The 26,190-nt window shown below is 58.9% G+C and carries 25 protein-coding genes and 1 other RNA gene; 7 read left to right on the forward strand and 19 right to left on the reverse strand.

The features are described 5' to 3' along the window. The first annotated feature begins 60 nt into the window (after window positions 1-60). The 7 genes from IFT99_RS14190 to IFT99_RS14220 all read left to right on the forward strand — a co-directional run bounded on the left by IFT99_RS14190 (window position 61) and on the right by IFT99_RS14220 (window position 6,961). Complete coding sequence (locus tag IFT99_RS14190; RefSeq protein WP_192132988.1) at window positions 61-2,871, forward strand: FAD-binding and (Fe-S)-binding domain-containing protein; 2,811 nt, start codon at window positions 61-63, stop codon at window positions 2,869-2,871. Between the two features lie 207 nt (window positions 2,872-3,078). Next, complete coding sequence (locus IFT99_RS14195) at window positions 3,079-3,369, forward strand: hypothetical protein (RefSeq protein WP_065987624.1); 291 nt, start codon at window positions 3,079-3,081, stop codon at window positions 3,367-3,369. Between the two features lie 113 nt (window positions 3,370-3,482). Then, window positions 3,483-3,874, forward strand: a transfer-messenger RNA (tmRNA) gene (gene ssrA / locus IFT99_RS14200). Window positions 3,875-4,163: 289 nt separating this feature from the next. Beyond that, window positions 4,164-4,670 carry a type II toxin-antitoxin system antitoxin SocA domain-containing protein gene (locus IFT99_RS14205; protein WP_192132990.1) on the forward strand — a complete coding sequence of 169 codons (507 nt, stop codon included), beginning with the start codon at window positions 4,164-4,166 and terminating at the stop codon, window positions 4,668-4,670. Continuing rightward, window positions 4,667-5,035, forward strand: coding sequence for a hypothetical protein (locus IFT99_RS14210; protein ID WP_192132992.1), 369 nt, complete (start codon window positions 4,667-4,669; stop codon window positions 5,033-5,035). The genes IFT99_RS14205 and IFT99_RS14210 overlap by 4 nt, the downstream gene beginning before the upstream one ends. 736 nt (window positions 5,036-5,771) lie before the next feature. Beyond that, window positions 5,772-5,993, forward strand: coding sequence for a hypothetical protein (locus tag IFT99_RS14215; RefSeq protein ID WP_192132994.1), 222 nt, complete (start codon window positions 5,772-5,774; stop codon window positions 5,991-5,993). Window positions 5,994-6,457: 464 nt separating this feature from the next. Continuing rightward, window positions 6,458-6,961, forward strand: coding sequence for an SH3 domain-containing protein (locus tag IFT99_RS14220; RefSeq protein ID WP_244656984.1), 504 nt, complete (start codon window positions 6,458-6,460; stop codon window positions 6,959-6,961). Window positions 6,962-7,053: 92 nt separating this feature from the next. Here the strand turns inward: IFT99_RS14220 and IFT99_RS14225 are convergent, their stop codons facing one another. The 19 genes from IFT99_RS14225 to IFT99_RS14315 form a co-directional block, all read right to left on the reverse strand. Beyond that, window positions 7,054-8,301, reverse strand: a complete 1,248-nt coding sequence (locus tag IFT99_RS14225) for an SGNH/GDSL hydrolase family protein (protein ID WP_192132997.1) — start codon at window positions 8,299-8,301, stop codon at window positions 7,054-7,056. Next, a complete protein-coding gene (locus tag IFT99_RS14230) occupies window positions 8,298-8,513 on the reverse strand; it encodes a hypothetical protein (RefSeq protein WP_410935983.1) in 216 nt (71 codons plus the stop codon). The genes IFT99_RS14225 and IFT99_RS14230 overlap by 4 nt, the downstream gene beginning before the upstream one ends. 73 nt (window positions 8,514-8,586) lie before the next feature. Then, window positions 8,587-9,012 carry a cell wall hydrolase gene (locus IFT99_RS14235; RefSeq protein WP_192132999.1) on the reverse strand — a complete coding sequence of 142 codons (426 nt, stop codon included), beginning with the start codon at window positions 9,010-9,012 and terminating at the stop codon, window positions 8,587-8,589. A 57-nt stretch (window positions 9,013-9,069) separates the two neighbouring features. Beyond that, entirely contained in the window at window positions 9,070-11,970 is a 2,901-nt protein-coding gene (locus tag IFT99_RS14240) for a hypothetical protein (RefSeq protein ID WP_192133001.1), read from the reverse strand. 63 nt (window positions 11,971-12,033) lie between these two features. Then, window positions 12,034-12,654 carry a hypothetical protein gene (locus IFT99_RS14245; protein ID WP_192133004.1) on the reverse strand — a complete coding sequence of 207 codons (621 nt, stop codon included), beginning with the start codon at window positions 12,652-12,654 and terminating at the stop codon, window positions 12,034-12,036. Next, window positions 12,651-13,379 (reverse strand): hypothetical protein, encoded by a 729-nt coding sequence (locus IFT99_RS14250; RefSeq protein ID WP_192133006.1) that lies wholly within the window; start codon window positions 13,377-13,379, stop codon window positions 12,651-12,653. The genes IFT99_RS14245 and IFT99_RS14250 overlap by 4 nt, the downstream gene beginning before the upstream one ends. After that, window positions 13,379-14,350, reverse strand: a complete 972-nt coding sequence (locus IFT99_RS14255) for a hypothetical protein (protein WP_192133008.1) — start codon at window positions 14,348-14,350, stop codon at window positions 13,379-13,381. Before IFT99_RS14255 ends, IFT99_RS14250 begins: the two co-directional genes overlap by 1 nt. Then, entirely contained in the window at window positions 14,347-20,919 is a 6,573-nt protein-coding gene (locus IFT99_RS14260) for a tape measure protein (RefSeq protein WP_192133010.1), read from the reverse strand. The genes IFT99_RS14255 and IFT99_RS14260 overlap by 4 nt, the downstream gene beginning before the upstream one ends. An 84-nt stretch (window positions 20,920-21,003) precedes the next feature. Continuing rightward, window positions 21,004-21,648, reverse strand: coding sequence for a hypothetical protein (locus IFT99_RS14265; RefSeq protein ID WP_192133012.1), 645 nt, complete (start codon window positions 21,646-21,648; stop codon window positions 21,004-21,006). Between the two features lie 347 nt (window positions 21,649-21,995). Then, complete coding sequence (locus IFT99_RS14270) at window positions 21,996-22,238, reverse strand: hypothetical protein (protein WP_192133014.1); 243 nt, start codon at window positions 22,236-22,238, stop codon at window positions 21,996-21,998. Next, entirely contained in the window at window positions 22,193-22,393 is a 201-nt protein-coding gene (locus tag IFT99_RS26795) for a hypothetical protein (RefSeq protein ID WP_192133016.1), read from the reverse strand. The genes IFT99_RS14270 and IFT99_RS26795 overlap by 46 nt, the downstream gene beginning before the upstream one ends. Before the next feature lie 49 nt (window positions 22,394-22,442). Next, complete coding sequence (locus IFT99_RS14280; RefSeq protein ID WP_192133019.1) at window positions 22,443-22,922, reverse strand: phage tail tube protein; 480 nt, start codon at window positions 22,920-22,922, stop codon at window positions 22,443-22,445. Window positions 22,923-23,000: 78 nt separating this feature from the next. Next, on the reverse strand, window positions 23,001-23,387 hold the full coding sequence (locus tag IFT99_RS14285; RefSeq protein WP_192133021.1) for a DUF3168 domain-containing protein: 387 nt from the start codon (window positions 23,385-23,387) through the stop codon (window positions 23,001-23,003). Next, entirely contained in the window at window positions 23,384-23,809 is a 426-nt protein-coding gene (locus IFT99_RS14290; protein WP_192133023.1) for an HK97 gp10 family phage protein, read from the reverse strand. The genes IFT99_RS14285 and IFT99_RS14290 overlap by 4 nt, the downstream gene beginning before the upstream one ends. Before the next feature lie 2 nt (window positions 23,810-23,811). Next, complete coding sequence (locus tag IFT99_RS14295; protein ID WP_192133024.1) at window positions 23,812-24,003, reverse strand: hypothetical protein; 192 nt, start codon at window positions 24,001-24,003, stop codon at window positions 23,812-23,814. A gap of 7 nt (window positions 24,004-24,010) precedes the next feature. Beyond that, complete coding sequence (locus IFT99_RS14300; RefSeq protein ID WP_192133026.1) at window positions 24,011-24,331, reverse strand: head-tail adaptor protein; 321 nt, start codon at window positions 24,329-24,331, stop codon at window positions 24,011-24,013. Then, on the reverse strand, window positions 24,331-24,672 hold the full coding sequence (locus IFT99_RS14305; RefSeq protein ID WP_192133028.1) for a head-tail connector protein: 342 nt from the start codon (window positions 24,670-24,672) through the stop codon (window positions 24,331-24,333). The genes IFT99_RS14300 and IFT99_RS14305 overlap by 1 nt, the downstream gene beginning before the upstream one ends. Before the next feature lies 1 nt (window position 24,673). After that, window positions 24,674-24,934 (reverse strand): hypothetical protein, encoded by a 261-nt coding sequence (locus IFT99_RS14310; RefSeq protein WP_192133029.1) that lies wholly within the window; start codon window positions 24,932-24,934, stop codon window positions 24,674-24,676. A gap of 42 nt (window positions 24,935-24,976) precedes the next feature. Further along, window positions 24,977-26,188 carry a phage major capsid protein gene (locus IFT99_RS14315; protein ID WP_192133031.1) on the reverse strand — a complete coding sequence of 404 codons (1,212 nt, stop codon included), beginning with the start codon at window positions 26,186-26,188 and terminating at the stop codon, window positions 24,977-24,979. Window positions 26,189-26,190: the final 2 nt, after the last annotated feature.

Below are 26,190 nucleotides of genomic sequence, written 5' to 3' on the forward strand. Positions count from 1 at the left end.
ACCTATGCGGCCCGACAGAGACCGCAGCCGCCACTGAGATGCACCCACGAGGAAAACCGCATGACCTTGCCCGCCGCGTTTCTGGACGGAGTGAACAGCCTAATTCCTGCCGGAAGACGCTTCGACGACCCGCTCTCGACCCTGGCCTTTGGCACCGACGCCAGTTTTTATCGGCTGATCCCCAAACTGGTCATCCGCGTCGAATCAGAAGACGAAGTCGTGGCGCTGCTGAAGCTGGCGCAGGCGGATAAAGTCTCCGTGACCTTCCGCGCGGCGGGCACCAGCCTGTCGGGGCAGGCCATCAGCGACTCAGTATTGATCGTGCTCGGCGACAACTGGAACGGCCGTGAAATACGCAAGCAAGGTGCGCAGATCCGCTTGCAACCGGGCGTCATCGGTGCACAGGCCAATCTCTGGCTGGCGCCGTTCGGGCGCAAGATCGGTCCAGACCCGGCGTCCATGCACGCAGCAAAAATCGGCGGCATCGTTGCCAACAATTCCAGCGGCATGTGCTGCGGCACGGCCCAGAACACCTACCACACCCTCGCCGGCATTCGGCTGGTGCTCGGCGACGGCACTCGCTTGGACACGGAAGATGCCGCCAGCGTCGCTGCATTTAAAGTCAGCCATGGCGAGCTGCTCCACCGCCTCGCGCAACTGGGTCGTGAGACGCGCGCGAATACCGAACTCGCTGCGAAGATTCGCCACAAGTACCGCTTGAAGAACACATGCGGCCTGTCGCTAAACGCCTTGGTGGATTTCGACGAGCCCCTCGACATCCTCAGTCACCTGCTGGTGGGTTCGGAGGGCACGCTGGGTTTCATCAGTGCGGTGACGTATGACACGGTGCCCGATCACCCGAACAAGGCGACGACGCTGATTGTCTTTCCCGACATCGAAACCTGCTGCAACGCCGTAACGGTTCTGAAAACCCAGCCAGTCGCTGCCGTCGAACTGCTTGATCGACGCAGCCTGCGTTCGGTGCAGAACAAGCCAGGCATGCCGGTATTCGTTCGTGAGCTGTCGGAGGGTGCCTGCGCGCTGTTGATCGAAGCCCGCGCCGCGACCCGGCCGTTGCTGCACGAACAACTGGCCCAGATCATGGCGTCCATCGCGCATTTCCCGGTCGAGAAGCAGGTTGATTTCACCGAAGACGCGATCGAAAACGCGCGGCTCTGGGCCATTCGCAAAGACACCTTCCCTGCCGTCGGCGCGGTGCGTGAGACCGGTACGACCGTCATCATCGAAGACGTCACCTTCCCCGTCGAGCAACTGGCCGTCGGCGTTCGGCGACTGATCGAACTGTTCGAAAAGCACCGCTACGACGAAGCGATCCTGTTCGGCCATGCGTTGGAGGGCAACCTGCACTTCGTCTTCACCCAAGGGTTCAACGACCCGCAGGAAATCGCGCGTTATTCCGCGTTCATGGATGACGTCACGCAACTGGTGGCCGTGGAGTTCAACGGCTCGCTGAAGGCTGAACACGGCACCGGCCGCAACATGGCGCCGTTCGTGGAGCTTGAGTGGGGCGGCGAGGCTTATGCGCTGATGTGGCAACTCAAACGGTTGCTCGACCCCGCCGGCATTCTTAATCCGGACGTCGTGCTCAGTGAGGATCCGCAGGTGCACCTCAAGCACCTGAAACCCATGCCCGCTGCCGATGCGATCGTCGACAAATGCATCGAGTGCGGCTTTTGCGAACCGGTGTGTCCATCGAAAGGGCTGACCCTGAGTCCACGGCAGCGGATCGTCATGTGGCGTGACATTCAGGCGAAAAAACGTGCGGGCACCGACACCACTCAGCTGGAGCGCGACTACCAATACCAGGGCATCGACACCTGCGCGGCTACCGGTCTGTGCGCGCAACGTTGCCCGGTCGGCATCAATACCGGCGAACTGGTGAAAAAGCTTCGTGGGGACCAAGCGCATCATGACAAGGCCGCCAGCTGGATCAGTCAGCATTTTGCGACAGCGTTGAAGGGGACGCGATTTACGCTGCATGCGGCCAATGGCGCACGCATGCTGCTCGGCGCGCCGAGGCTGGCGAAGATTTCCAGCGCGCTGAGCAAGGCGTCGTCGGGCCGCGTACCTCAATGGACGCCGGCGATGCCGCAACCCGAGCACGCTATTCGCTTCCCTCGGCCGGTTGAAGATCAGCGCCCCCGCGTGGTCTATCTGGCTGCCTGCGTGTCCCGCGTCATGGGGCCTGCGGCGGGGGATCGCGAACAGATGTCGCTGATGGACAAGACCCGAGGGCTGCTGGAGAAAGCCGGCTATCAAGTGGTGTTTCCGGAAGACCAGGACAGTCTGTGCTGCGGCCAGCCTTTCGCCTCCAAGGGCTACGCCGAGCAGGCTGAAGACAAACTCCAGCAGCTTCTCGCCGCGCTGACCAAGGCCAGTCGTGGCGGGCTTGATCCGATCTATTGCGACACCAGCCCTTGCACGTTGCGCCTGGTTCAGGACCTCAAGGAAACACGGCTCGACCTGTATGACCCGGTACGTTTCATCCGCACCCATCTGCTGGATAAGCTGGTGTTCACCCCGCAGCAGGCGCCCATCGCCGTTCACGTCACCTGCAGCACGCAACACCTGGGTGAGAGCCAGGCGCTGATCGACCTTGCGAGGATGTGCAGCGTGAGTGTGGTCGTGCCCGAAGGCATTCATTGCTGCGGGTTCGCGGGCGACAAAGGCTTCACCACACCGGAGCTGAACGCCCATGCGCTGCGCTCGCTGAAAGACGCGGTTCAGTACTGTGATGAAGGCATTTCGACCAGCCGGACGTGCGAGATCGGGCTCACGCAACACGGCGGTATCGACTACCACGGCTTGGTCTATCTCGTGGATCGAGTGACTCAACCAAGAACCGCTTAATGCACATAAACGGGGCGTAGATCGCCCCATATCCCGAAACATCCGGCAACGTGGCTTTTTCACAGCATCGTGAAAAAAAATAGAACCCCTGCGACAGGCGGCAGTCCATCTCTTTAGGCGCCACAAACCATTCGGCGCTTTTCCCTCTATCTCGGGCACCGGCAAATTGAGCGGCGACACCGAGTCAACAGGCTCAAGGAGATACACATGAAGCGCACCGCACTGACTGGACTGTTTCTTACCGCTGCACTGTTGGGCTCCCCGGTTTTCGCTGCTGATGACCTGTGCGGCGCGAATATCGCGACACTGAAGAATGCTGAAGCGTCGACTACCACCAATCTGACCGGCGACAGCAAGACTGACATCGAAAAAACCGTTGCTGATGCCACCGCCGCGCAAAAACGTGGCGATGACAAAGAGTGCATCTCGATCACCACCAAGAAAATCACTGAGCTGAAAACCGGCGGTGACGGCAGCGACGGCGGTGCCGCGAAGTAATTGCCGAATCGCGACGGCTCCAAGGCCGTCGCGAGCGGAATGTCAGGCGGACGGTCGACGTATCTCATTGATTCGGGTAGACTCCGCCGCCTGACTGCTAGAGCAGCAGAATTGGGGCCGATTAGGATTCGACGCCGGTGATGAAACTCTAGGGGCATGCCGACTTGGTAACAGAAGTCGTAAATCCACTGTTGCAACTTTCTATAGTTGCCAATGACGAAACCTACGGGGAACAAGCTCTCGCCGCGTAAGCGGTGCTAGCCTTCCTTCTGGTAGCTTCGGCTCCAGCAATCACCAGGGGATGCCTGTAAACCCAAAGTGATTGTCATATAGAACAGGATCGCCGTGCAGTACGCTGTGGACGAATCGGCTAAAACTTACACAGCTCGCCCAAAGCACCCTGCCCGTCGGGTCGCTGAGGGTTAACTTAATAGACACGGCTAAGCATGTAGGCCCGAAAGCGGAGTACTGGCGGACGGGGGTTCAAATCCCCCCGGCTCCACCAAGCACGCATTACAAATCAAGCACTTAGCGTTTATCGCAAGTGCTTTTTTTGTGCTTGTTAGGGCTGTTTTGGCTTGGGAATGCCAGCTTAATGACAGCTGGTACCCTGCTCGGTACGCCTCAGATCCGAGAATACAGCCCTCGTAGAACACTGTTTATAAAAACAGTATTTTTGCTAGGTAAAATGTTCGTCTTGTGATAAAACGCGCCTGCGCACAGCTGCTATTCTCTCCATCGAGATGGCCCACAGCGCAACGCAGTCATCGAATGCATTGTTAGAGGTGATGAGAGTGCATAGCCCTAAATCCGTCGCAAATTATTTTCTGGATCTGGCTGCGGCCAGCGGGCAGGCCATCACCCCAATGAAACTCCAGAAGCTGGTTTATTACGCACATGGCTGGTATGCGGGCTATACCGAACAGCCGCTTATAAATGAGCCGGTCGAAGCATGGCAATACGGTCCGGTAATCCCGTCGCTATATCATGAATTCAAGCGCTTTGGGGCGAGAGTCATCAAAGGAAAGGCCACCGACGTTGATTTCGATCGTGAAGGGTTCTGCGAAGTCCCTCCCCCTTCTGACCCGAATCTTCGAGCCTTCCTCGATAACATCTGGAAAAGTTACGGGCGCTATACTGGGATCGCGCTGTCAGAGATGACCCACGCTTCGGGTAGTCCATGGCATGAAACTTGGTCTAAATGCGCAGGTATGAAAGGCACTGACATACCTTTCTCAGCTATCAAAGACCATTTCAAATCTGCTGTGCTCAAAACCAACCTTCAGGGTGTTGTCGTTTGATCAGCCAACAGCCCGGTGGTGGTGGGCAGAACATCGGGTCGGTCGTTATCGATCCTGATGCCGAGTCTGAAAGCGCCGGTACGGTTGGAGTTAGCGGCAAACAGGAAGAGGCTTTTTTTGATCGTGGCCGTCGTGAGCATGAGATCAGACAAAATGAGCTCAACTTGGGCTGGTTGGGGAAGTTTTGGGGCGGCAGCTCGGCTGCGTCGAATGTTGCCGGTCTCGTGGCGATCACGACAATACTGATGATTTTCGTCACCCTCTGCTTTGAATCCACCCCTGAAATCACCGACACACGAAAGCTACTTTTCGGCCTCGTAGGCTCAGCCCTGAGCTTTCTGTTCGGTGCGGCTACAAAAAAATAGCCGCGCGGCCCGAAGTGCGCGTGCGGGCAGCGTTGGTATAGCCGTACGCTCCATATCACACACTCCTGTGTAGAGCAGAACTTCCCCTCCCCTAGGCGTCAGGCACATGACTTCTAATCAGTAGGTCCCGGGTTCGACTCCTGGTGCCGGCACCATACAAAACAAGGGCTCGCAGAAATGCGGGCCCTTCGTTTTTCGCTAGACGGACAATTGCACGTACAAAACATTGTGTTCTCCTTTCCCATGGCGGTCTTATCCACAGTGACGGCTGCACCCTGTGCGGATTAGCTGGCGTAAGAATTATGCGTTCAAGGGGGCATTGCAGCGTACTCCGCCCCCCCCTAACAACTCCTGCCGAGAACACTGATTGGTACATAAAGGGGTACGAGCTTTTAACCCACCCCACTGCCCCCCTCTTGAAAGCTTGACTGCGATGAATACGGATGACCTTGCTATGCCTCCGCTGCTCGCCAGGAGCTGCATCAACTTCTGGCTATGATGAGCGCGCCACGACCTGCGACAAAGCAGAGCGCGCCGGTATTCGGGCGAAAGGTTACGTCTTGGGACGTCGAGCGGCTCAGAGGTCTGCCGCTGCATCTATCGAGGCGCTTTACTTGGTGGTCGAGCAATTCGTCGAATTGCGAGTCGGGGAGCTTGCCGCGCAAGCGTGACCTCTGCACAATCGCCACCCACGCGGCCGAAGCTTCTCGGCATAACGTGGAGGACAGAGATTGATATGCAGGTTGCATCAGAAGCCATAATGGCTCAAGCCAGAATTCTAATTTCGGATATCGAATCGGCTCTTTCCCAAGAGCTTGCCGAGTTCAATACTCTGCTAGTCGGCGCCTATCTCACCCAAGCATTGAACGACGGGCAGCTCAATAGAGAGGAATTCAATCTGCTGACGCGCTCGGCCGGCGACACGCTGCGGAACTATATCGCTCCCTCCCCAATTTGAGAGCTGTCACACCAAAGCTGATCAGATCTTCCTTACCCCGATCTGGCCGACCTTCACCCTCGATTCGAGCTTAACCCCAGCGGCCAGATAGAGGCCCGCTAGCTAAACTGATCACCGTTTCGCTCGCTTCGAAACTACGGCGCTGGTCTCAAGGACGCCCTTCTAATTCGCGGGGACTGTGGTCGAATCAAGTTTCTGGCCTTCAGATTCGGTGCGTAATTTTCGAGATAGGTCGCGCTGCTAAAGCGGAACCTCGGATTTGCAATCCACCAAAGCCAGTAAGCCGGCAAGGGAAAGAACGTCACCACGGAGGCTTCCATACTTGCGCTTTACCGTGAGAGGGAAGGTTCGTGCAACCCACTACCAGAAAACCGAGCGTTATGGTGTAGTGCGCCTTATATCAGACAGAGGATGTCGACATGGCCAAATCCAAACAAGGATGGTTTCTGCCCCTGATCGCTCTGATGTTCATTCTGTGGCTATTTACCAAGCCCGGTGAACATACGGCGACGCTCCCTCCCGCCGCCCCCTCTCCGCCATCAGCCCTCTCGTATTCACCTTCACCCGCGGTATTGTTACCAGAGCAAACCGCAAACGCCGAAGAGTTTGTGAACGCCGATAGGTTGAACGTCCGCGACCGGCCGGATGGAAAGGTCGTTTCAAAGGTCAACCGCGGCGACAAAGTGCGCATCTATGAAAGAACCCAAAGCCTAGTCTGGGCACGAATCTCGACTGACGGCTCGTCTGCGCGATGGGTTAGCGCGGCGTCGCTGTGTGATTCACCTGGGTGTTATGACCCGCGCGCGTCCACAGCAATGGCACCTGTGCTTCGTCCAGAGCCTAAGCCACGTCAAGCGCCAATGGGCCGGGAGTACTCATGCTCATGCGATGGTGGGAATGTATGTATCGGACCCCGTGGCGGTAGGTACTGCATCACGTCAGGTGGGTACAAAAAGTATGGCAGATGAATAGCGCTAGGCAACTCTGAGCCAATAAGACCTTGGCCCAAATCTGGGAGCAGTAAATATGGCGCCTCAACCCCAACATTCATACGCATGGCTCAGGTCTTGCGGATACCGAACTGCGCTACCTTCACCCGGGATTCCTGAGCGATGCCGGCAGCCAGGTACAGCCCCATGCGTGAGGTGATGACGGTTTCGGTAACGTCGCCGGTGTAACGTTGCGTCTCCAGCACGCCCTTCCAGTTGGCCGGTAGAGTGAACGGCTCCTGGTATTTGTCCATCGAGCGGTAATAGATGGTGGTGGAAGTGCTGGACACCGGCTTGGTGATAATCAGTTCCGCTTCCCAGCCGAGGATTCCACGGCTGTTGCCTACAATTTCGGGAGCCGAAACCATCTCGATCACATCCCCTGCCAGAACATTCGACAGCGTAACGTTCGCAGCTGGCTGCAAATAGATGTAGCCGCCGGCGGCCGCCATTGCACCGGCCAGCTCTATGCACTGTGCCTCGCCATATGCGGCCGGCTCCTTGTACCACCGAGTAGTGATTCCGTTCAGGCCTGAGCCCGAGGCTTTGTAGTTGTCCGCCAGCACCGATCCGGCCAGCGGATTGACCGACGCGTTTATGACACCGGTCGAGCCCGTCATCAATGGGTTCGCGTTCAGACAGCCGAACGGGCGAATTGCCGAATACAGATCAGCAGCGTCCGTCGGCAGCGGCACGCCGAAGAATTCGAAGTTGGCATTGATCACCGGCACACACTTCGACTGGATGAAATCTGCGCCGATCAGATTCGGGTGCAAGTCATCGACGGTCATGGCCTGGGTGAAGCCATCCCAGATGTTCACCACCGGGACGAACTGTTTGACGTAGGCCAGCACCCAATCCTTGTAAGCGATCGCGTCCGCCAGTGCCTGGCCGGTTAGCGCTTTAGTGCCGAAACGCGGCGTGCCGGTGCCGACAATCAGGTACTTCCCGGGCGTGTTCTGGAACGCTGTGATGGCCTTCATCACATTGGCCTTGCTATCGGCGAGCGTCATGCCGGGCGTCGTGCTGTCGTTCGTGCGCGACAGCAGCATCCACAAATCGGCCGTCGCTGAATTCAGGCAGGACGGCAGCCGTGGCATGAACTGGCCGGAGTGGTCGCCGACCTTACCTTGATTGTCCAGGTAGCTGGGAAACAGGCCCGTCTTCGCCGCGATCGCACCGGCGTAACCATAGGCTTCGGTGCCGAAGGCCTTCGGATCAATGGTGTGGCAGTTGGCGCTAAAGCTGTCGCCTAGCAGGCCAAGCCCACGCCGGATACGTCTTTTGGTTCCAGGCGCCCCGCCTATCACCAAGGTCACTTAGCCACCTCATAAGCCGCGCCGCCTTTTGGTGTGAACCGGGTGGGCGAGTTGCCCAGATCCAGACGCCACGCGCCATCAGTGCTGAATGTGTCAGCGGTCACCCAGTCAGTGCCCACTGCCTTTTCCACAAGCACGCTTCCGCCATTTGCTTTCACGGACAGCGTATGCGGGCCGTAGCTGTACTTCATCACGAATTGATCTGTACGCACTGAGCCTCCGGGGCTTCACATGTGAGTTAGGTCGTTGGTGCTGGTACCCGAGGCGCCAGCACCAGCCGAATGTTTAGGGCACGTCCTTAAAGAACACGTGGTTGCCGAGCTTCAGCGTTCGCTTCGCTTTGGCAGCCCAGTCCGGCGCCTTCGGCATGGTGGTCGCGTGATAGTGGGTCGCCCCGCCCGTAGAATCCGGCACCTTGCCGTCAATCACCTGGTCAGCAGCAATCCGGCACTGTGCCAGCTCACGGAACGGGATCTCACGCGCGCCGCTCAGGAACTGATAGTTCGGGTCATTCCGGTTCCAGCAGCTGAACTGGTACGGCTTCTGGCACACGCCGGCGTAGCCCTCGCCCCACCACGATTTATCCTTGCCGTCGTCCACTCGGTTGCGGATCGTCCAGGCCACCGACACCATCCCGGCCAGCCCCTCCCCGCGCGCTTCGCCCCACAGTGTGCGCGCCAGCACGTCACGATCTTTCTCGGTTACGGTCATGTAGTTTTCTCCAGACGAAAAAAAGCCCGCGCATGGCGGGCCTCGTTAAAAGAACGGCTATTTGATTTGGTAGCTGAAGCTGATACGCACCTGCACCGTGACCTTCACGGTAGACTTGAACTGGATCAGCACGTTGTCGGCGGTAGCATCACTCCAGATCACACCCGTCATGAGCGGTTCCTGAACACCGACACAGAACCCAGCAGCGTCCGTCACAGCGGTAAAGTCCGAAGGGATCGGGATAGAGAGCTGCAGCTGCGTCAACGTGGATTCCACCGCCGGCGTCAGCGTGATGCAGCCGGCTACCGTGACCATGTTGCCGACTCGGTGGTAGATCAGTTGGTCTCGCGGCACCGCAGCGCTGAGGTTTTGCAGGTTGCTCATGACTGGGGTGTAGAGCCCGCTGCCGTATACAGTTGCTCGCAGATTCTCCCCATCCAGAAGCGGGCCGTAGATCAGTGTCGAGCCCAGCGACGAGAAATGATTCAGCCCGTTGCCGCCGTATGGCAGTGAGGTCGTGGCGGTCGGATTTGGCGCGCCCCATGCTTGGATTGACGTCAGCTGCGGACGATACGCAGCTGGCTCGCCCAGATTGACATGGTTAACCCGCGTCCAGGGCCCGGTTTCCAAAGCGTAGTAGCGGGTCATTGGCAAGAACTCGCCGCCGTGCGCCAGCAACTTTATCGTCGTGCGCGTCGTGTCCTGCTGTCCGTCAACGCTAATAGCTAACCAAACGCCGGTTTTGATCACCTCCAGGTTGAACGAGGCAGCAGGAAACGGAATGGTCGTGTTGATCGTTTGATAGTTCACGCCCGCGCAGTAGCACTGGAAAACGAAGAAGCCGTTCGCGTCCTTGCGGATTTGGACGATATCCCCCGAGCTACCTGAGCCGCCGCCTGCGCCCACTCGCACAAACGGCGGGTTATTGGGGTTGCCGGTCAAGCTGAAGGCCGCAGTGTTCGCCCCAGCATCACCAACGAACGCCAGGTTCAGCGTGAAGTCATGCGCCGCCACGGGGCACGTATACAGCCCGGCAGGCGTATCCACACTTGAGGCGAAACGTTTCATCGATGTGGTGAGGATGTCGCGGCCGTCGAGAACAATGCCGCCCATCCGATTGCCGTCGATCAAGCCGTGCCCGTTGTAGATCGCGAAGGAACGCACCAGGCCGGCGGCGAAGTCCCGGCCTTCCTGATCCGCGTAGCTGCCGTAGGACGCATATGCATCGTTCGGGTCTGCGCAGACCGAGGGCTGCGTGATGAAAACCAGATCAGGCACCTTGGCGAAGGCTTTCATTTTGGCGACGGCCGATGTAAGCGCCGCACTCGAAATCGCGCTGCTGTCGTTGCTGCCCATGATGATGTAGATGACATCCGGCTTCACGTCAGAGATGTAATCAATCCACGCGCGACTTGAATCTGCGTACCAACCCGGGAACGCAGACGGTTTGCCGTCCAGGTTGGCGAAGGTCTGCCCGCCAATGCAGCGGTTGAAGAAGGTGATCTTCTTTTCTGGGTTGAGCTGCTTGATACGCAGCGACAGCATCGCAGCAACGCCGCCCCCGGTATCCACCGTATTCGGATTCCAAGTACCCGTCGAGCTGCCGGTCAGGACCACAACCGGAGCGCGAGCGTTGGAAAAGACCTTGAGGTGCCGGGCCGGGTCAAGGTCATAAAACTTGGGCGGAGTGGTTGGAGCAGAGTCCGGGATAACTCGAACCCTGTAGCTGGCGTTTCCCGAGAGCTGCCCGTCGCCCACGAAGCGCACATTGGTGCGGTTCTTCAGGGCTCCCACGCAAACGTACTGGCGGGAGACCAGCACCTCCTGAACGCCGACTGCAATCGCCTCATCAATGGCGCGCTGGATTATCGCGAGGTCGGTGGAGCCTTCAAACCAGGCCGCATGCACTTTTCCTTCGTAAACCCTGCTCCATGCCGCGCCGTTGCTGGCGATGACATAGGTTCCGCCATTGTCAGCACGACCGGACTGGGCCGCGATGCGCAGAAAATCACCAGCAATCCCGGCCCGAGTCAGGGTTACGCGCATGGCATCCCCGCTGTACGCGCGCAACTCAACGTAATCGAGCAGGACCTTCGCTTTGTCCAGCTCGTCCTTGACCGTGCCGCCTTCGTACCCGATATCGTCGGCCCCATCAGGGGCCTGAAGCGCAGATACGCGGGCAAGTGACTGGGGCATCCATTCCTCCGCAAGAACGCCTGCTTCGCCTGCTTGTGGGACCTGTCCTGCACCGGCCGCCGTCGTGACTTTACCGTTGAGCGAAGTGGCCAGCTGCTCGGCATGAGCTGCTTGGGTGGCCACCTCGTTTACTCGCTGGGTCCGCGCTACGGAAGCGGGCAGCCAGTCTTCGTTGATCTTACTCTCAGCGCTGCCGATTGGGATGTTGCCCGGGGCTGGGTTGAAGCTGGCTGTGCCGCCCGTAACGACTGCGGCAGCATTAGCCTCGCTTGCCGCCGCCGCTTGAGCACTTCGCTGAGCGGCCGCCCGACCTAATTCGACCTGGACGGCAGCAGCATCTACGGCATTGCGCGCCTGCGTGACGAACACCTGGGCCTCTTGGGCGATCTGTGCCGCTGCGACAGATGCCCCTTGGCTCTGCGAGGCTGCCCTGGCGCTGGCGTCTGCCTGCCCTGCACTTTGTTGAGCCAAGCTGCGATCATCTGCCGCCGAGGTTTTGGAAATCAGAGCGGCCGCAGCGGCATTCTGTGTAGCCTCCCGATCTACTGCGACAGCCATGGTCTGATCGGCAACTTTGGCCGAATTGCGGGCAACAGCCTGAGACTGTTCAGCCACTTGCGTGGTGTCGCTTCTGACCTCGGCGCTCAGGGTTTTAACGGTCGCAGCATTCTCGCTGGTCTCGTCTCGCGCTGACTGCACCTGTGTAAGCATCTCGACTGCAGCGTCAATTTCTGGACCGGTGTGAGCACTGTTATAAGCCATTTGTTCATTTCTCCAGGCACAAAAAAACCGCCTCTCGGGCGGTGCGTGTTTGCGTTTCTGTAATCAGTAAGCGGAAAGAATCAGGTTCCGTTCTACCCCAGAAGGGGCGTCAACGTAGATGTCGGTTATCGTCTTTGGCAGGGTTACGTTGGACCAGTAGACTTGCAGCGCTGGCTCGGAGGCCACCGAAACAACGGAGCTTTGCGGCGCCCCTGTCATGTGCCCGATCCACGCTTGCGTTGACCTTGGTGTAATGCCGATGCTGATCAACAGCTCGTTGGGGGCGCGCGTACTGACATTGACAGGCTGAGCTGGGGAGATATGCGATTCCAGTTGCAGCCTTGACCAGCCCTGCGCACGAAAGGTCATTACCGCGAGTCCCAGCGTATTGGATGCCGACTTCTCCCATCGAGGAAGGGCAAGGCCCGGGGCGTATCTGGCGGCGCACAGATAGTCCTGATCGCCTTCGGAGAAGTGCTGCCAGCCGCTAGCCATAAACCTCGTCTTAATTGCTTCGGAACCTGGCGAGGCTAATGCCACCACCAGGTCACCTGGCTGAGTGCCTGCTGGGAAATTCACCTCTGCCGGCGTAGCGCCGACCGAAAGGTGGCTGTCAGCAGCAATAAGAGCCCAAGGCACAGACGGGCCGGCCTCCTCGCCGCCCATGAACAGTACCTCGATCATGACCGCGCTCCTACAGAGCCAACCCAGCCGGTACCGACCCAGAGCAGGATGACTGTCGTCCAGGCACTCCCCAGCACGGGAGCCTGGCTGTAGTTCCAGAGAATGCCGGCCGGCCAGGTGATTTTGGCCGTACCTGTTATGTGCAGAACAACGGTTTGGGCGCGGTTTGCGGCCGGCGCATTTGCAAATGTCAGTGTTCGCGGGACATTTGCGCTGACCTGAAAGACCTGGCTGACAGCCAGATCCAGAACGGCGGTGGATGACGCCACATCAAGATCGTAGCGGCGCAGGCTGCCCGTGTATTCCACCCCTCCATCAGCCCGGGCAACCAGCGGAAGGCCAGCCTTGCCTGAAGTGGCAGGAAGCCCTGCAGCGCTCTGCGCGGCGGAAGCTGCTGCCTGAGCTGAGTCCCGAAAGCCCTTGCTGGCATCGGCCTGTGTCTTAGCAGCGCCCGCCTGGCTCGCAGCGGACTGGGCACTCAGCGCAGCGGCATTTGCTCTATCTGCTGCCGCCTCGACCTGAACTGTGCCGTTGTTGGTAACCTGCCTTGCAATCTCGACTACGGCACCAGCCTGCGCATCAATGAAGTCGCCCATCTGATTTACTTGGTCGCCAAACTGCGGCAAGGCCCCCATGAAGTTGTCAGCCAAGGAGGCGAATGTCCCGGAGGCATTCTGACGGCTCGGTGCCGGCGGCAGCGGTGTAATGATCGGCATTGTTGCCATTAGACGAGTCCTTCAACAGAGATTGAGCAGTCAGATACAGTCGGGCCGCTGATGACCAAGTTAAACTCCCGGTAATACCCGTAAATAATCGTTGACTGATAAGTGGCCTCGCCGATCCACACCAACGGCTTGGCGCGGTATTTGGCAAGAGTCCGTTGGGTTGCGCTCACGCGTGAAGTCGGCACCATGAGGTCGAATTCAGCGCGTTTGGAATAACCTCTTTCCACGACAGTAAAGTTCCCAAAGTCGTCACGATCCTTGCGGCTGTAGTCCGTGATCCCAACCGAGGTGCCGTAGAGCGTTTCTCCAAGCTCTGCCATCTTCCCCATGATCAGCGCTCCAACAGAAGCGATCCCGCCAGGCTTGGATATAACGATGTCGATAGATCCGTAACTACCGACCGGAGCATCCAGAAGAACAAAGTCTTCGTTCAACTCAACCGGACTGAAGAAGTAGTCATACCAGTCATCAATGCCGTCCGTGGAAACTGGCGAGACTTGAGATTCGAATATGATCCCTTGATAGGGATCAATCGCTCGGACGTAAATCGACGCCGCATCAAGTCCAAAGAAGGCCATGGCATCTACTGCACGGCCGGGCACCATCTTCAGAGAAATGGTCTCGGGGTTGGTGGTTACAGTTCCAACCTTGTCATCAAACAGTTTCCAGCGGTTTGTTGCCCCCAAGTCCAGCCAAGTGGCCGGACTGGTGATCTTCGAAATCGGATTGGTGTTGGTGTTGGCCATCAAAGCTTCGTAGTTGCGGTGATCAAGCATTACGCGGTCGCCGACCACGTAGGACTTGGTCGACAACCACAACGGGTAGTCGTCCTCGGGGACATTCGTGCTCATCGAAGCCAGCTGAAACGCCTGCCCCACCTGGACAACCAATGGATCGGCCGCCGGCGAGACTTGAAACGCCACCACATTCATCATGCTGGGCGTTATTTGCACAGGTTCAATGATCCTCACGCCAACAACTCCTGTTCCAGTTTCTGCGGAAGCAGATCAGTATTCTTCGCCGCCTTCATGGTGTTTTTCGCGATGGCAAACAGCGCCAACTTAAGCTCCGCACGAAGCTGTCGGACTTCCTCGGCAGCATCCTGGCTGCCGCTGCCCCGCATCATCGATGCGGTTTGGTCAGCGTTGTAAATACGACTCGGACCTGTTACCTCTAGCTCCGGGCCATTCTCGCCGACCAGCCGCAGACCTCCGCCGAAACTGCCGCCGGCGGCATAGCCTGGGATTTTCACTGTTTCGCCGTTGGCCTTTCCGCCTTGCGCGATGGCATCGACAAGACCTGCGTAAGTGACCGAACCATTCGCCAGCAGGGACGACCAGAACGAGACACCGCCGGCTTCAGCAGTACGCCCGAGCACCCGCTGGTAAACCGACTCGACCAGTGCGGCGTTGTTGTTGTAGGTGTTGCCAGCGCCAGCACCAGTGGCCTGGCCGGCCAAAGCCCGAACAACGTCTGCATTCATGCGATCCACGGCATCGGTCACCGACTGCACCGTCGTGTCTACGCCGTTGAGCGCGTCCAGCTGCGACTGGGCGAACGCGAGTTGCGAGTCGAACTGCGCGACCTGAGCGTCATACGCCTTCTTCGCCTGATCCAGCTGCTCCTGCAGCGCCGCGGCCGATTTCTCGGCATTGGTGAGCTGCTTACCGTTCAGCGTGTTGAGCTCCGCCACCACGTTGGCCGTGCGGCCCTGATCGCGATTGAACTCTTCCAGCGAGGAATACAAGCCGGTGCTGTTGCTGCTTACGGCGGTGAGGGCATCGCCCAATCCTGCGAAGTTTGCCAGCGATCCGCCGGCCCGCGCGGTTGCGAGAGCATTCTGCAGCGTTGCCTGCGCCTGGCGGCGCAACATCTGCACGGCGGACTCCGAATCGCCGCGCAAAGACTTGAGCGCCGAACCGAGGTCATTGCTGACACCGGTCAGGTCACTGACCAGACTATTCGCGGTGTCGAGCATGTCGCTGATCGAAGCATTCGTAGCGTTATAGGCCGCCTCGGCTGCTTTCTGCTGGGCACTGATAGCGCGCTGTACTGCCGCGAAGCTGTTGTTGACCGCCAAGCTCAACGCATCCTTGATCGCCTGAGCAGCTGATTCGGTCGCATCAGCCTGAGCTTTCGCCGCATCCTGAGCGGCCTGAGTCGCCGACGCTGCACTTGCCTCCATGACATCAAAAGCAGCATCCGCATCCGTCGCCAAGCCCAACAACGAATTGAACAGTGCCTTACCTGCGACAGTGGTTTGATCAATCGCGTTGACCATCTCCGCGAAGTCGCTACGACTGGCTGGCAAGCCCAGGCCCAGCGCGCGAAATTCCTGAGTGGCGCGCATCAGCGCATCCCCGGCCTTCTGTGTGTCGGTCGCGAAAAGGCCGTAATAGTTCGACCACGCACTGGCCGCTGCTTGGGCTGCCTCATTGGCTGCATCCACTGCTGCCTGGGCCTGCTTGTCGATCTGGGTGTAATACGCGTCTGCGTTGGTAGCCAAGCCCATCATGGTGGCGAACATCGCCTGACCCGCAGTGGTCGTGACGTCAATGTCTTCGACCATATTCCGGTATGCAGAACGGGTGTCCGGCAGGTTTAGGCCAAAGCCCGCAAAGGCACCCTGCAAGCTCTTCGTGAGACCGGCAAATTGCTCATCGGCACTGAAGAACGCCTGGTAGTAAGTTCCCACGCTCTTGTTGAGCGCATCGACCTTTTCCTTCGCCGTCGCCGTGGCAGTGTCCAGATTAGAAATCGCCCCGATCATGTTGAGGATCGAATCGGAAGCGATCAGGCCGGTGTTGTCCAGCTTGAGGTTCGCAACGTTGATCAGGGACAGCGCATCGTTCACCCCGTTGAAGCGGGTGAAAACACCCTCGATCGCCTTGATGACCTGATCAGCCGTGGTGTTCCAATCGTTGGCAAAGGCCGTGAACTGAGACTTGAAGTACTCCGGCAGCGACTTCGAACTCACGATCGCCTTCGCGAGGAAGGTGCCCATGATGTCGTCATAGTCAGCGGTCAGCGCCGCCGCGATGTCGTCAGCCTTGAACTGCTGTTTGCCGGTGATGACAGAGCCGTCGTCGAGTTGCGCGCCGAATGTGCTCGAGTACTTCCCGGAGGTTTTGCGCTGCTGCAAAGTGCTGTAAGCCACGACAGGCGCGCCGTTGCCGAGCGCTGTGTACAGATTGCCGAGCGTGGAGCTGAACTTGTTCAGCGTCGACGACATTGCGTTATCAGCCGCAGTGCCATACTTGGGGGCCTTGCTTTGCCAAGTGGTCGCGACGCCGGTGTCAATGTACTGGCCGCCGACATAACGCCCGGTAGCCGACGTGCTCAGGTCTGGATATTTCTCTCCACTCCCGAACAGAGAGCTGGAAGCGATCGAGCCGATCACAGCACCGATAGCAGCGCCAAGAGCTGTGCCAATAACAGGAACGACGGAACCAATGGCGGCACCAGCGGCGGCAAACCCTGCCGTCGTGGCAGCGCCCTTCGCGCCGTACGCCTGGTACGACTGAATGACCGCGTATACCGCGCCGACGTAGCTTAGCGTAGCGCTCAAGGCGCTGAGGCTAGAGGAAGCAGCAGATGCCGAATAGGACGCTGCGGCGCCGCTGAAAGAACCTTGCGCCACTCCTGTGCCGAACTGCGCGCCATAACCGGCGTACGAAGTGGCAAGTGTCGAAGTCAAGCTTTCTGCGGTAGTGGATGCGACGGCGCTGGCAGTAGCCGAGCCCGCGGTGAAACCACTGGTAATGGCATCCTTGATGTAGGACGCGCCGTTCCCGAACGCGCCCTGGATACCGCCAACGATACCTTCGCCGCTACTCCAGCCAGCCATGATGGACTGCCCGAAGTTGCTGCTCGCAACAGAAAAAACGTTTTTGGCAGTACCGAGCCACGACGTCAACCCACCACCACCGCCGCCGGTCAAGTCTCCAAACAGCCCGGAGGATTGAGCCTGAGCACCGCCCACACCCAGCGCGCTGGCGAACTGAACCAGAATCGGCTTGGTGATCGCCATGTGCAGCATTTCCGCGAGGAACTGCCGGAAGCTGTCCTTGAGCGTGTCCATGAAGTTGCCGGATTTGCTCAGGACGGACTTCCACATGTCTGCAAAAGCGTCGTCGATGCGGTCAATCGCCCCCTCGGTGAACTGGCCCCAGCTTGTCGCAGCGTTCTTGTTCTTTTGGTACTCAACGCCCAGCCGCTGAAGGGCATCGCGGTATGCATCGGCTTTCTCCGGGTAAAGCTCGATCGCCTTGTTCAGCGCTTCCTGCTCTTGGGTGTAATCGCGCAACAACTTTGTCTGTGGATAGAGCCGGTCGACGATGCCGTTCGCGGCGTTGGCCTGCTCAAGCGCTTTGTTGCTTTCCAGTTGAGCCTTGGTGACAGCAACAAGCTGGTCGTACTCGGCGGAGCCGACAGCGATCTTCTTATCGATCAGCTCAGCCTGCACAGACTTGGCAACGTTGAATGTGTCGATAGCCTTTTGGCCTTGAAGGGTCGCAACGGCCTCTTTCTGAAGGCTGTCGATTTCCACGCGCAGTTCGGCCACATGCTTCATGACCTCAGCGCGATCCTTCGCGTCGTGCATTGCATTGACGGCAGCTGCGACGCGGTCATAGGCCTTGGCGCCGGTTTTCAAAACCTCGGTCTCGATCTCCTGCTTGATGGTCAGCTCACGGACGTTGTTCGCGCCAGCCAGGTATGCATCGGCGATATCGTTGGAAGCCTTGGTCGCGATGCCAGACTTGGCGAGCAGATCCTCCAGAGCTTTCTGCTGGTTTTTTAGCGCAGTGGCCGCCGCATTGGCCGCCTTGTCCACACGCTTGTTCGCCTCAGTGGTCGCGTCCAACTGCGCGATGGCAGTTTCAGCCCGCTGATCCGGCGTGGCCTTCGGCTTCACTGGCGCGACTGGTGCAGTCCCACCATTGGTAAGAAGGCCGTAACCGGTCTGGTTTTTGGTGTCCTGCTTTGTTTCTGGCAGCAGGAGAAGATTACGGCCCTTGGTCAGATTCACGGCCTGATTAATGACCAACTGCATTGCATTAACCTGGCGTGCCGCGCTTTCCTCCGCAGCCTTGGCGGTATCGTCCAACGCCTTTTTCTGCGCTGCAGCGGCTTCGTTGGCAGCGTCTTCAGCGGTGTAAAGCGCGACCAACTGGGCCTTGAGACGAACCTTTTCTGCCTCCGAACTATCCTTGATTGCGTCCTGATATTTTTTGAGCGTATCAGTCTGATCAGCAATGATCTTTGCCTGGGCAGCCTGAGCCGGGGTTGCGCCCATTTTTGCCGCGGTGTACGCGGCTTCGGCCGCAGCGTTCGCGCCAAGCAAATCGCGAGTTTTTGTCAGTTGGTCAATGTACTTGTCCCATGCAACCTTGCTCGCGTCGGTTTGGCCGGAGTTCTGCTGCGATGCCGCGAGTTGGCCGGTTGCTGTTGTGGCGGCGGTTGTGACGCTGTTGACCTGCCCAAGCAGCTTTCCGTATTTATCCGCTTTTAGGCCGTTAATCTCATACGCCGCGGCCGATTGCTCCAGCAGTGCGGTGTATGTTGGCAAGATTGCCTTGTTCTCCTTCACCCACTCAGTGACGGTATTGAGCGGCAGTGTCCCTGCGCGGACCCTCTCGACCATTTTGCTGAATGCGTCAGCGCCTTCCTCCCCTGCAACACCGAGTTGCTGAAATGCCTCCATGCCCCGCAGCGAATATTCATTCAGTGCGGCGCCGACGCTGTCCAGGGCCTCCACCTGCTTCTCGGTCCAGGTGGAAACTTGAAGCGTCCGCTGCGCGGCACCCAGCTCCTTGAACTTGGCGATGGAATCGTCCACTGTCAGGTTCTGTTCGATCAGCGCTGCCGTGGCAGTTTTTGCACTTCCTCCAAAATCTATGAACGAGGCGGCGACGAGCGCCACGGTCGCGATCATGCCAACAGGACCGGTCAGCAGGGCAAGCAAGCCACCGCCCGCCGCCGATAGGCCCGCAATACCTCTCGACACGCTGGAAGCAGCTGCGGTGGTTTTTTCCGATGCTGCGACAGCCTCATTGACCGCGAGCGTGGTCTCACCATAGGCCCCCGCCGCTGCCGATCTGCGTTGATACGCAGCTTGGATCTGTGCAGAAGTGGCAACCGACGTCTCTGCCAGCGCGGTCTCTGCCGCCCTCACCTGGTTGGTGATCGCGATTTCCGATTGTCGCAGCTCAACGATGCGAGCAATGGATTGCGCGCGGCCGGTGTCGGTTATCTGCGCACGCAGGCGTTGCTCTTCGAGCCCGCGCTCCGCGACCAGTGCCGTCTGGACGGCCTGCAAGTTTGCGACTTCTGATGCCTGACGCACGCGATCAGCTGCTACCTTTTGTTCGGCAGCCGCCAATTCGACGCTCGCGCGCTCGAGCATTGCCTTTGCGTCGACTTGGCGAGACTGAGCAGTTAGAAGTGCTTGCTGCGCACTTGCGGCGTCAGCGACCCGAGCAGCATCCGATGCAACTGCTGAGCGGCTGAGCGCAATCGCCTGTTCTATCGATGCTTTGGTTGCCGAAGCAAAGGCAGCAGCAGACTGCCCAGCAGACAGAGCCAAACGGGCGCCAATCACTATGGCGAGCTTCTCGGCAACGCTCGTTACGCGCTCAACGGTGTCTGCCAGCGACGAACCATCCGCCGACACCGAGTCCAAACTTTTCGAGACTGACGTCAAAACGCCGGCAAGTTTCTGACTGACGCCGGAAGTCTGATCCAATTTTCCGATGAGCTGGGTGGCCGAGTTGTCCAGCTTTGTCAGGCCCTGGCTGACGGTGGCCTGCATCTTTCCGTACAGCTCATTCACCGCTGCTGCCTGGGCCTGCAGTGCCTTAACGACAGAGTCGGCAGTGAGCTTGCCGGCGGCGCCCAAAGAGCGAAGCGCGCCCACAGAAACGCCCATGCCTTTTGCGATGGCTTGGGCCAGAGCTGGGGCTTGTTCCAGAACGGAGTTGAGCTCTTCGCCACGAAGAGTCCCCGAGGCAAACGCCTGTCCCAACTGGATAAGCGCAGCGTTGGCAGATTCGGTAGACGCACCACTGATCACCATGGTTTTGCTGATGGTTTCAACAATCCCAGCTACGCCCTGACCGGTCAGTTTCAGTTCTTTCTGGTTCGTCGCGATGCGCTGGTAAAGTTCGGCGGTGGCGGTCAGTGGCTGACCGGAACGCTGAGCGATATCGAAGACTGCACGCTGGGCAGCTTGGAACTCTGCGGCGTTGGTAGTCACCAGCTTTAAGCGGTTCGCGATAGTGGTGTATGCCTCGGCATGCTGCAGCAACTGACTGATGCCTGCGGTGCCTACTACGCTAGAAATTGCACCTTTAAGGGCGCTGGCGGCTGCCTCTGCGCTGGCGCCAGCCCGATCAAAAGCGCTATCCACCCGGCCAAGCTGGTTATCAATCCGCCCTGCCACTTGCGCTACGGTGGTATCCGCTTTCGCCATTTCCTGACGAAGCTGCGCCGTGGTTGCTTCAAGCCGGATCAGCATCCCGCGAACTTCTTGACCTGACATGCACTTTCTCCGGGCGAAAAAAAACCGGCTGTTAAGCCGGTTCGATGTAATTAATGTCCCGGTGGCGGGACGGAGCCAATCTATCTATTTAGCAGGCTTTGATCCTCTCGCGCCGCGTATCAGGTCGACGACTTGCTTGGCCGCATCAGCAGCGGCCAGCCCCGTTACTTCTTCAATGACCTCTGCGTCCATGCTTGCTGGCTTCAGGTTCTTGAGTCCTTTCCCTGCAATTTGGATGGGACGGCTCTCACCGCTGGGTAATAAAAGATTTCCCGTCAAAGTCACCTTGGCCTGGGCGTCAACCGTGTTCATGTAATACGTTGGAGCGAGCACCATTTGCGACGCAAACGACGAGTCATCATCAATCCACAGCTCAACACTGGCGTTAGAAAGAACTACCGTGAACCCTGCGATATCGGCGTCTTTCGTATCGCCTATTGTGGTGTGATCGAAGGTCGATCGCGCATAGGAATAGACGCCCTCTGTAAGTGTTTTGCCGATGGCAACGTTGAATTTCTGCCACTTCCAGTTGCTCGACCTCAACGGAACGTCCTGCAAGGTCAGTTGCTGAAATTGCTGGCTCGCGACGATCTGGACATTTTCGTCCCTGATTTTCGTGATGTACAAGCCCTGGTCTTTAACAACCGGGCGGATGTCATGCGTACAGCCTGCGACGGCAGCGATAACGAAACACATCAACCAGACCTGCAATCCTTTACTTCTTGACATGACGAACGCTCCTTTTTGATGGCGGCAAATCTAACACTTTTCAACAGAAGCGCCATCATCCGTCGCATGCTGCGGTCAACGTCCGAATCAGCCCCTCGCGCCACGAATCTGAGCCTTGATGCGCTGCCGCTTTTGTTCCGGGGTTTCATCCGGTGGGGGCGCTGTCGGGCCGCCTGCCTTCCCTGCCACACCCAGCGGATTGGTGTTGCGCAGGAACTCTACTTTGCAGTCCCACGCCAGCAGAATTTCGGGAACGGCCGCAGACCATGCAACGTCCGGCGTCCATCCCAAGCACCCGGTCGCTATGCCGAACAGCTCATCGACATAGCTGCCGTTGCCCTCCCGCTTTACTTTTTTGCCTTGCCGCCGGCATCAGCTACTTCGGCTTCGGCCAATTGGTCGGCAGTCTTCGCAGCGGGGTTCAGCAGCGCGCTGAGGTACTCGATCAGCGTCGGAGTGACGCTGATGATGCCCGCCTGGTAAACGGCTTCTTCCAGCTCTTCGAGCGCCGACGGCTTCAGCGCGAGGCCTGCGCCAGCAACAATCACCTGAATAATCGCCGACAGGTTGAAGCGCTGAACTTCCTGCATTGCCGGAAGAATGCCGCCCAGGGCGCGCTCGATCTTTTTGACAGCTTTGAGGTTGAAGGCCAGGACGTACAGCTCTTCGCCGATCGAGAGTTCAACAGTACCGTGGTCAGTCTTGGACATGGATCAGTGTTCCTTACAGAGAGGGGAAGATTCAAAACAGGCGCCGCGATGGCAACGCCTGTGCACTGCGTTGAGCAGCGGGCCTTAGGCCGCCGGCGCCGCTTGCTCGTAGATCGCGGAGTTGATCGCCACAGACACCGACGCCTTGCGGATCGATTCAGCGGTACCGATCTGCTTGCGGCAGCTCAGCACCTGGCCGAGGTAGAAATCGGCTGTTCCGTCGCCGTAGTCCATCTGGAAAGCGAAGTTGGAGTCGCTGGACAGCGCTGCTTTCACTGCTTTCTGCCCGAGATCAACCGGGTCGGAACCCAAGGTGATCTGCTGGGTACCGGCGTCGAAGGTGCCTTTCACCTTGCGTTTGCGACGGTTGGCCAGCGCGGTGAAGTCTGCGGTGCTGGCCTCGTCGCCCAGCTCGCCGGCGTCTTCCACTTCGCCAACTTCCACGAAGGTCAGCGCCTTGAGCGCGGTCAGCGCAGCAGCACGGCCTGCGGTGTCTTCGGCATAGGTGATGTTGTGGGCCGGGCCGATCAGGAATCGGACGCCGGCGGAAGTTTTGATAGTCATGGTTGCCCTCCAGGGCGCGGGTGGTTTTTGGCAATAAAAAACCCGCTCGATGGCGGGTGTCGGTGTTGCTCGGCGGTGTCAGTGCTGGGTGATGATTCGAAGGGTCACCGATCCCATATAGGTCTTGCCGTCCGGTTCGCGGTTCGTTTCCGTGCGCAGCACGCGGACAGAGACGGCGGTGCCCGTGCTCAGCGGCAGCGCAACTTCGTCCAGCGCCTCGGCGATCTCGCCATTGATGCGCTTCACTTCCGCCTGGCCCTGATAGTCCGACCAGACCGACAGGTAGAACAGACGGTTTTCGCGTTTCTTGCCGCTGACCGGCGTCGTGTTGTCGGTGACCTCGTAATCCAAGGTCACATACGGATACGGCGTCCCAGTGGGCACGGCGTCGAACACCGGCGCCGTCAGGCTGGCCGACAACTTCTCGAAGAGCGCCTTCTGCAGCGCGAGGCCTGGGTCACTCATTTGGCCTCCGCAGCCTTGCGCAACGTAGAATCGATCGCTCTGCTGATCAGCAAGATGATCTGCTCACGGTTGAGATCGTAGGACGGCCGCAACCACGGATGCGCTGGCCTCGCCGGAATCTGCGTTTCACCCCGGGCGTAACCCTTGGTGCCGTACTCGAGGAACTTCGTATAGAAGTACCGCGTGTTGTTTCTCTTGCCCCTGATGCCGATTTCCGCATCCAGCCCGCTTTTCGAAACGAACGACGTCAACGTCTCCGCCGCATCGCCGGTGTCCCGAGGAATCAGGAAGGTCTGGGTCTGCAGCACCAGGTCTGCTGCCTGAACCATAGCCGGGCGCAGGTCGCTTTCGATCTCGTTGCCGATCCGGCGCAACAGGCCGCGAAGCTTGATATCTCCCTGAACGCTTGAGCGCCGGCCCATGATCAGGCTTTCGGTTTGGTGGGTTTGGGTGCTTTCTGAGCCGGGTCAGGCTCGGGTACAGGCTCAGCGTCAGAGCGCTCAACCAGACCGCGCGCAATCAGCTCTTCGGCCTCGGTAGCATTCACGGTGAATTCGTCGCCCGCAGCTTTCCAGCCTTGAGCAGTGGACAGGCTTGCCAGTGCTTTCACTTTCATAAGGACCTCAGGGGTGTGGAACGTTTGAACACAACAGACGGAGCATGGACCGGTCGTTGTCGGGAAGCGCCGCCTCGATGAGGTAGGTAACGCCTGAATTGACCAGGCGAACCCCGGCCACCAGATCCGCCGCGGGCCTGACCTTTATCTCTGCGGTCACCAGTGCGGTGAGCTGCTGGGAAACGGGAGACGTCCGGCCTGTAGGTGCGGTGATTTCTGCCCAGATCTTCCGCGCTTCAATCCAGCCCTCGACCCCGCCGCCCATGCCGTCAGGCACGCGCTGCTTCGTCTGCACAGAGCACTCATGCCGAAGGTTTCCTGCTCTCATCAGACCCCCATATCAACGCGGTAAGGGCTCAGCAGCGAGCGGGAGCCCTGCGGCAGGTCTGAGACGCTAACGCTAACTACAACGTCCTCCCGGTTAGCGTACAGGTTACCTAGAATGAGCAGGCACGCCGCCGTGATGGCTTTGGTGACAACAATCGGATCGTCGCCGGCCGTACCATCCAGCACGGCGGCAGCCATGGCTTCTGCATCCGCGTAGAACGAGCGATTCAGGTAGAGCGCGGCAGATTCCTCCGCCGCCTCCAGCTTCAAAAGCACGTCATCGCGATCGCCTTCCTCGGCGCGGCAATGCCGCATGGCTACGCCGATATCGATGACCGACATATCACTCGCCCTTCGCTGGCTTTTCCGGCTTCTTGGACTTTTCAGTCTTCGCAGGAGCGGCCAACGCCGCGCTGGTCAAAACGCCCGCGCCGGCGGCATCTTCTTCGCTCAGAACAACAACGGAATCGTCGTCACCCGAGTCTGGCTCGGCGTAGCCTTTCTGGATCAGCTCGCGACCGTGCTGCTCGATGGTTTCGAAAGACGTGCCTTCAACCCGCGTTTGTCCGCCCAGATACAGCGGCTTCAGAGTCTTCAACTTCATGATTGCCTCCGTTGGGCCGCCTTTCGAGCGGCCCGACTTGAGTTAAGGGGTGACCGGTGCGTTGAACGCGCCGTAAATGAAGGCCTCAGGACGCTTAACCGCCAGCGCGCATCGCTCCTCGCAACGGACCGAGATCAGGTTTTTCTCGAAGTCGTCGGCGTTCTCGGTGGAGATCACCACGTTGGCATCTTCACGGTCGAACAGCTGAGCGCCAGTCTGGAATGCGCCAGTCAGGAACTTGCCTTGGAAGCCGGCCGCTTCAGTAGCCACCACCGGAAGGCCCCACAGCACCGGACCTGCCAGACCCAGCGGGTTCGCCAGGATGTAGCGGCCCAGCGAATCTTTGGTCAGCTCGATTTTCGCCCAGTCGATGAAGTGAAGGACGTGACCCGAAGCTGGCAGACGGGCCAACTGTGCCTGCAGCATCGCCAGACGCAGGTCGTCGATCCCGGAGCGGGCCTCGACCTCAAATGCCGGGTCGAAAACAGACGCTTGAGGCACGATGCCGTGCAGATGAACGCCGGTGCCGTCGCCGAACAGAATCTCCTGCTCTTCCGCGTACTTCAGGCCGTAGCGCATTTCCACATCGATGGTGGACTGCAGCTGCGCGAAGTCGTCCATGATCTGCTTGGACGCTTTGAACATGTGCGCGATCGTGGACACTGCGGTCAGCTTGGAAGCAAAGCTGATGTTCGAGTACGGCTTCGCCATGCCCTCGGCTACCACTTTCGCGGCGTTGACGAAGCCGGTTTGCTGAACCCAGAAAATAGCCGGCGACGTGGTGCGACCAGGAGCAATCAGGTCGCGGATGAACAGCCGCTGTTTCGCCGGCGTATCAATGCCCGGCAGGCGCTGCGGCTCGACGACACCCTGAGCGACGTCAGTCGACAGAAGCGCCGCGCTGACGGGAATGTTGACGCGTTTACCGCCTTCAAGGCTTGCAGCGAAGGCCTTCAGCGCCTCGCTTTTGATGACGGTTTGACCGAGGCTGTCGCGGTTCTGCGGCGTGCTGGCCGAGGGCAGGCGTGCGAATTCCTGCTCAACTTCGCCCAGCTTGGCCTTGAGTTGCTTCTCGGCCTCGGTCAGGGAGTTGAACTTCAGCGCCAGCTCGTCGACGGCGGCCTTGGTTTCAGCAGACAGGTTGCCTGCTTTCTTCGCCTCGGCCAGTGCCGATTCGGCCTTGGTGCTGAACTCACTGGTGGCTTTCGCCAGTTCGGCGGAGACGCTCTTGAGCAATTCGTTTGTATCGGACATGG

Origin of the sequence: Pseudomonas sp. CFBP 8772 (assembly GCF_014841665.1) — a bacterium.
In the GTDB taxonomy this organism is placed as follows: Bacteria; Pseudomonadota; Gammaproteobacteria; order Pseudomonadales; family Pseudomonadaceae; genus Aquipseudomonas; species Aquipseudomonas graminis_B.

Excerpts from the sequence above, each read along its gene's own strand:
- IFT99_RS14290 (WP_192133023.1), bottom strand. The coding sequence starts at position 23,809 with ATGGGCCGGCGCTCAAGCGTTCAGGGAGATATCAAGCTTCGCGGCCTG.
- IFT99_RS14315 (WP_192133031.1), bottom strand. The coding sequence starts at position 26,188 with ATGTCCGATACAAACGAATTGCTCAAGAGCGTCTCCGCCGAACTGGCG.
- IFT99_RS14285 (WP_192133021.1), bottom strand. The coding sequence starts at position 23,387 with ATGAGTGACCCAGGCCTCGCGCTGCAGAAGGCGCTCTTCGAGAAGTTG.
- IFT99_RS14280 (WP_192133019.1), bottom strand. The coding sequence starts at position 22,922 with ATGACTATCAAAACTTCCGCCGGCGTCCGATTCCTGATCGGCCCGGCC.
- IFT99_RS14305 (WP_192133028.1), bottom strand. The coding sequence starts at position 24,672 with ATGTCGGTCATCGATATCGGCGTAGCCATGCGGCATTGCCGCGCCGAG.
- IFT99_RS14245 (WP_192133004.1), bottom strand. The coding sequence starts at position 12,654 with ATGATCGAGGTACTGTTCATGGGCGGCGAGGAGGCCGGCCCGTCTGTG.
- IFT99_RS14270 (WP_192133014.1), bottom strand. The coding sequence starts at position 22,238 with ATGCAGGAAGTTCAGCGCTTCAACCTGTCGGCGATTATTCAGGTGATT.
- IFT99_RS14295 (WP_192133024.1), bottom strand. The coding sequence starts at position 24,003 with ATGAAAGTGAAAGCACTGGCAAGCCTGTCCACTGCTCAAGGCTGGAAA.
- IFT99_RS14195 (WP_065987624.1), top strand. The coding sequence starts at position 3,079 with ATGAAGCGCACCGCACTGACTGGACTGTTTCTTACCGCTGCACTGTTG.
- IFT99_RS14190 (WP_192132988.1), top strand. The coding sequence starts at position 61 with ATGACCTTGCCCGCCGCGTTTCTGGACGGAGTGAACAGCCTAATTCCT.
- IFT99_RS14220 (WP_244656984.1), top strand. The coding sequence starts at position 6,458 with ATGTTCATTCTGTGGCTATTTACCAAGCCCGGTGAACATACGGCGACG.
- IFT99_RS14235 (WP_192132999.1), bottom strand. The coding sequence starts at position 9,012 with ATGACCGTAACCGAGAAAGATCGTGACGTGCTGGCGCGCACACTGTGG.
- IFT99_RS14260 (WP_192133010.1), bottom strand. The coding sequence starts at position 20,919 with ATGTCAGGTCAAGAAGTTCGCGGGATGCTGATCCGGCTTGAAGCAACC.
- IFT99_RS14310 (WP_192133029.1), bottom strand. The coding sequence starts at position 24,934 with ATGAAGTTGAAGACTCTGAAGCCGCTGTATCTGGGCGGACAAACGCGG.
- IFT99_RS14265 (WP_192133012.1), bottom strand. The coding sequence starts at position 21,648 with ATGTCAAGAAGTAAAGGATTGCAGGTCTGGTTGATGTGTTTCGTTATC.
- IFT99_RS14300 (WP_192133026.1), bottom strand. The coding sequence starts at position 24,331 with ATGAGAGCAGGAAACCTTCGGCATGAGTGCTCTGTGCAGACGAAGCAG.
- IFT99_RS14215 (WP_192132994.1), top strand. The coding sequence starts at position 5,772 with ATGCAGGTTGCATCAGAAGCCATAATGGCTCAAGCCAGAATTCTAATT.
- IFT99_RS14240 (WP_192133001.1), bottom strand. The coding sequence starts at position 11,970 with ATGGCTTATAACAGTGCTCACACCGGTCCAGAAATTGACGCTGCAGTC.
- IFT99_RS14250 (WP_192133006.1), bottom strand. The coding sequence starts at position 13,379 with ATGGCAACAATGCCGATCATTACACCGCTGCCGCCGGCACCGAGCCGT.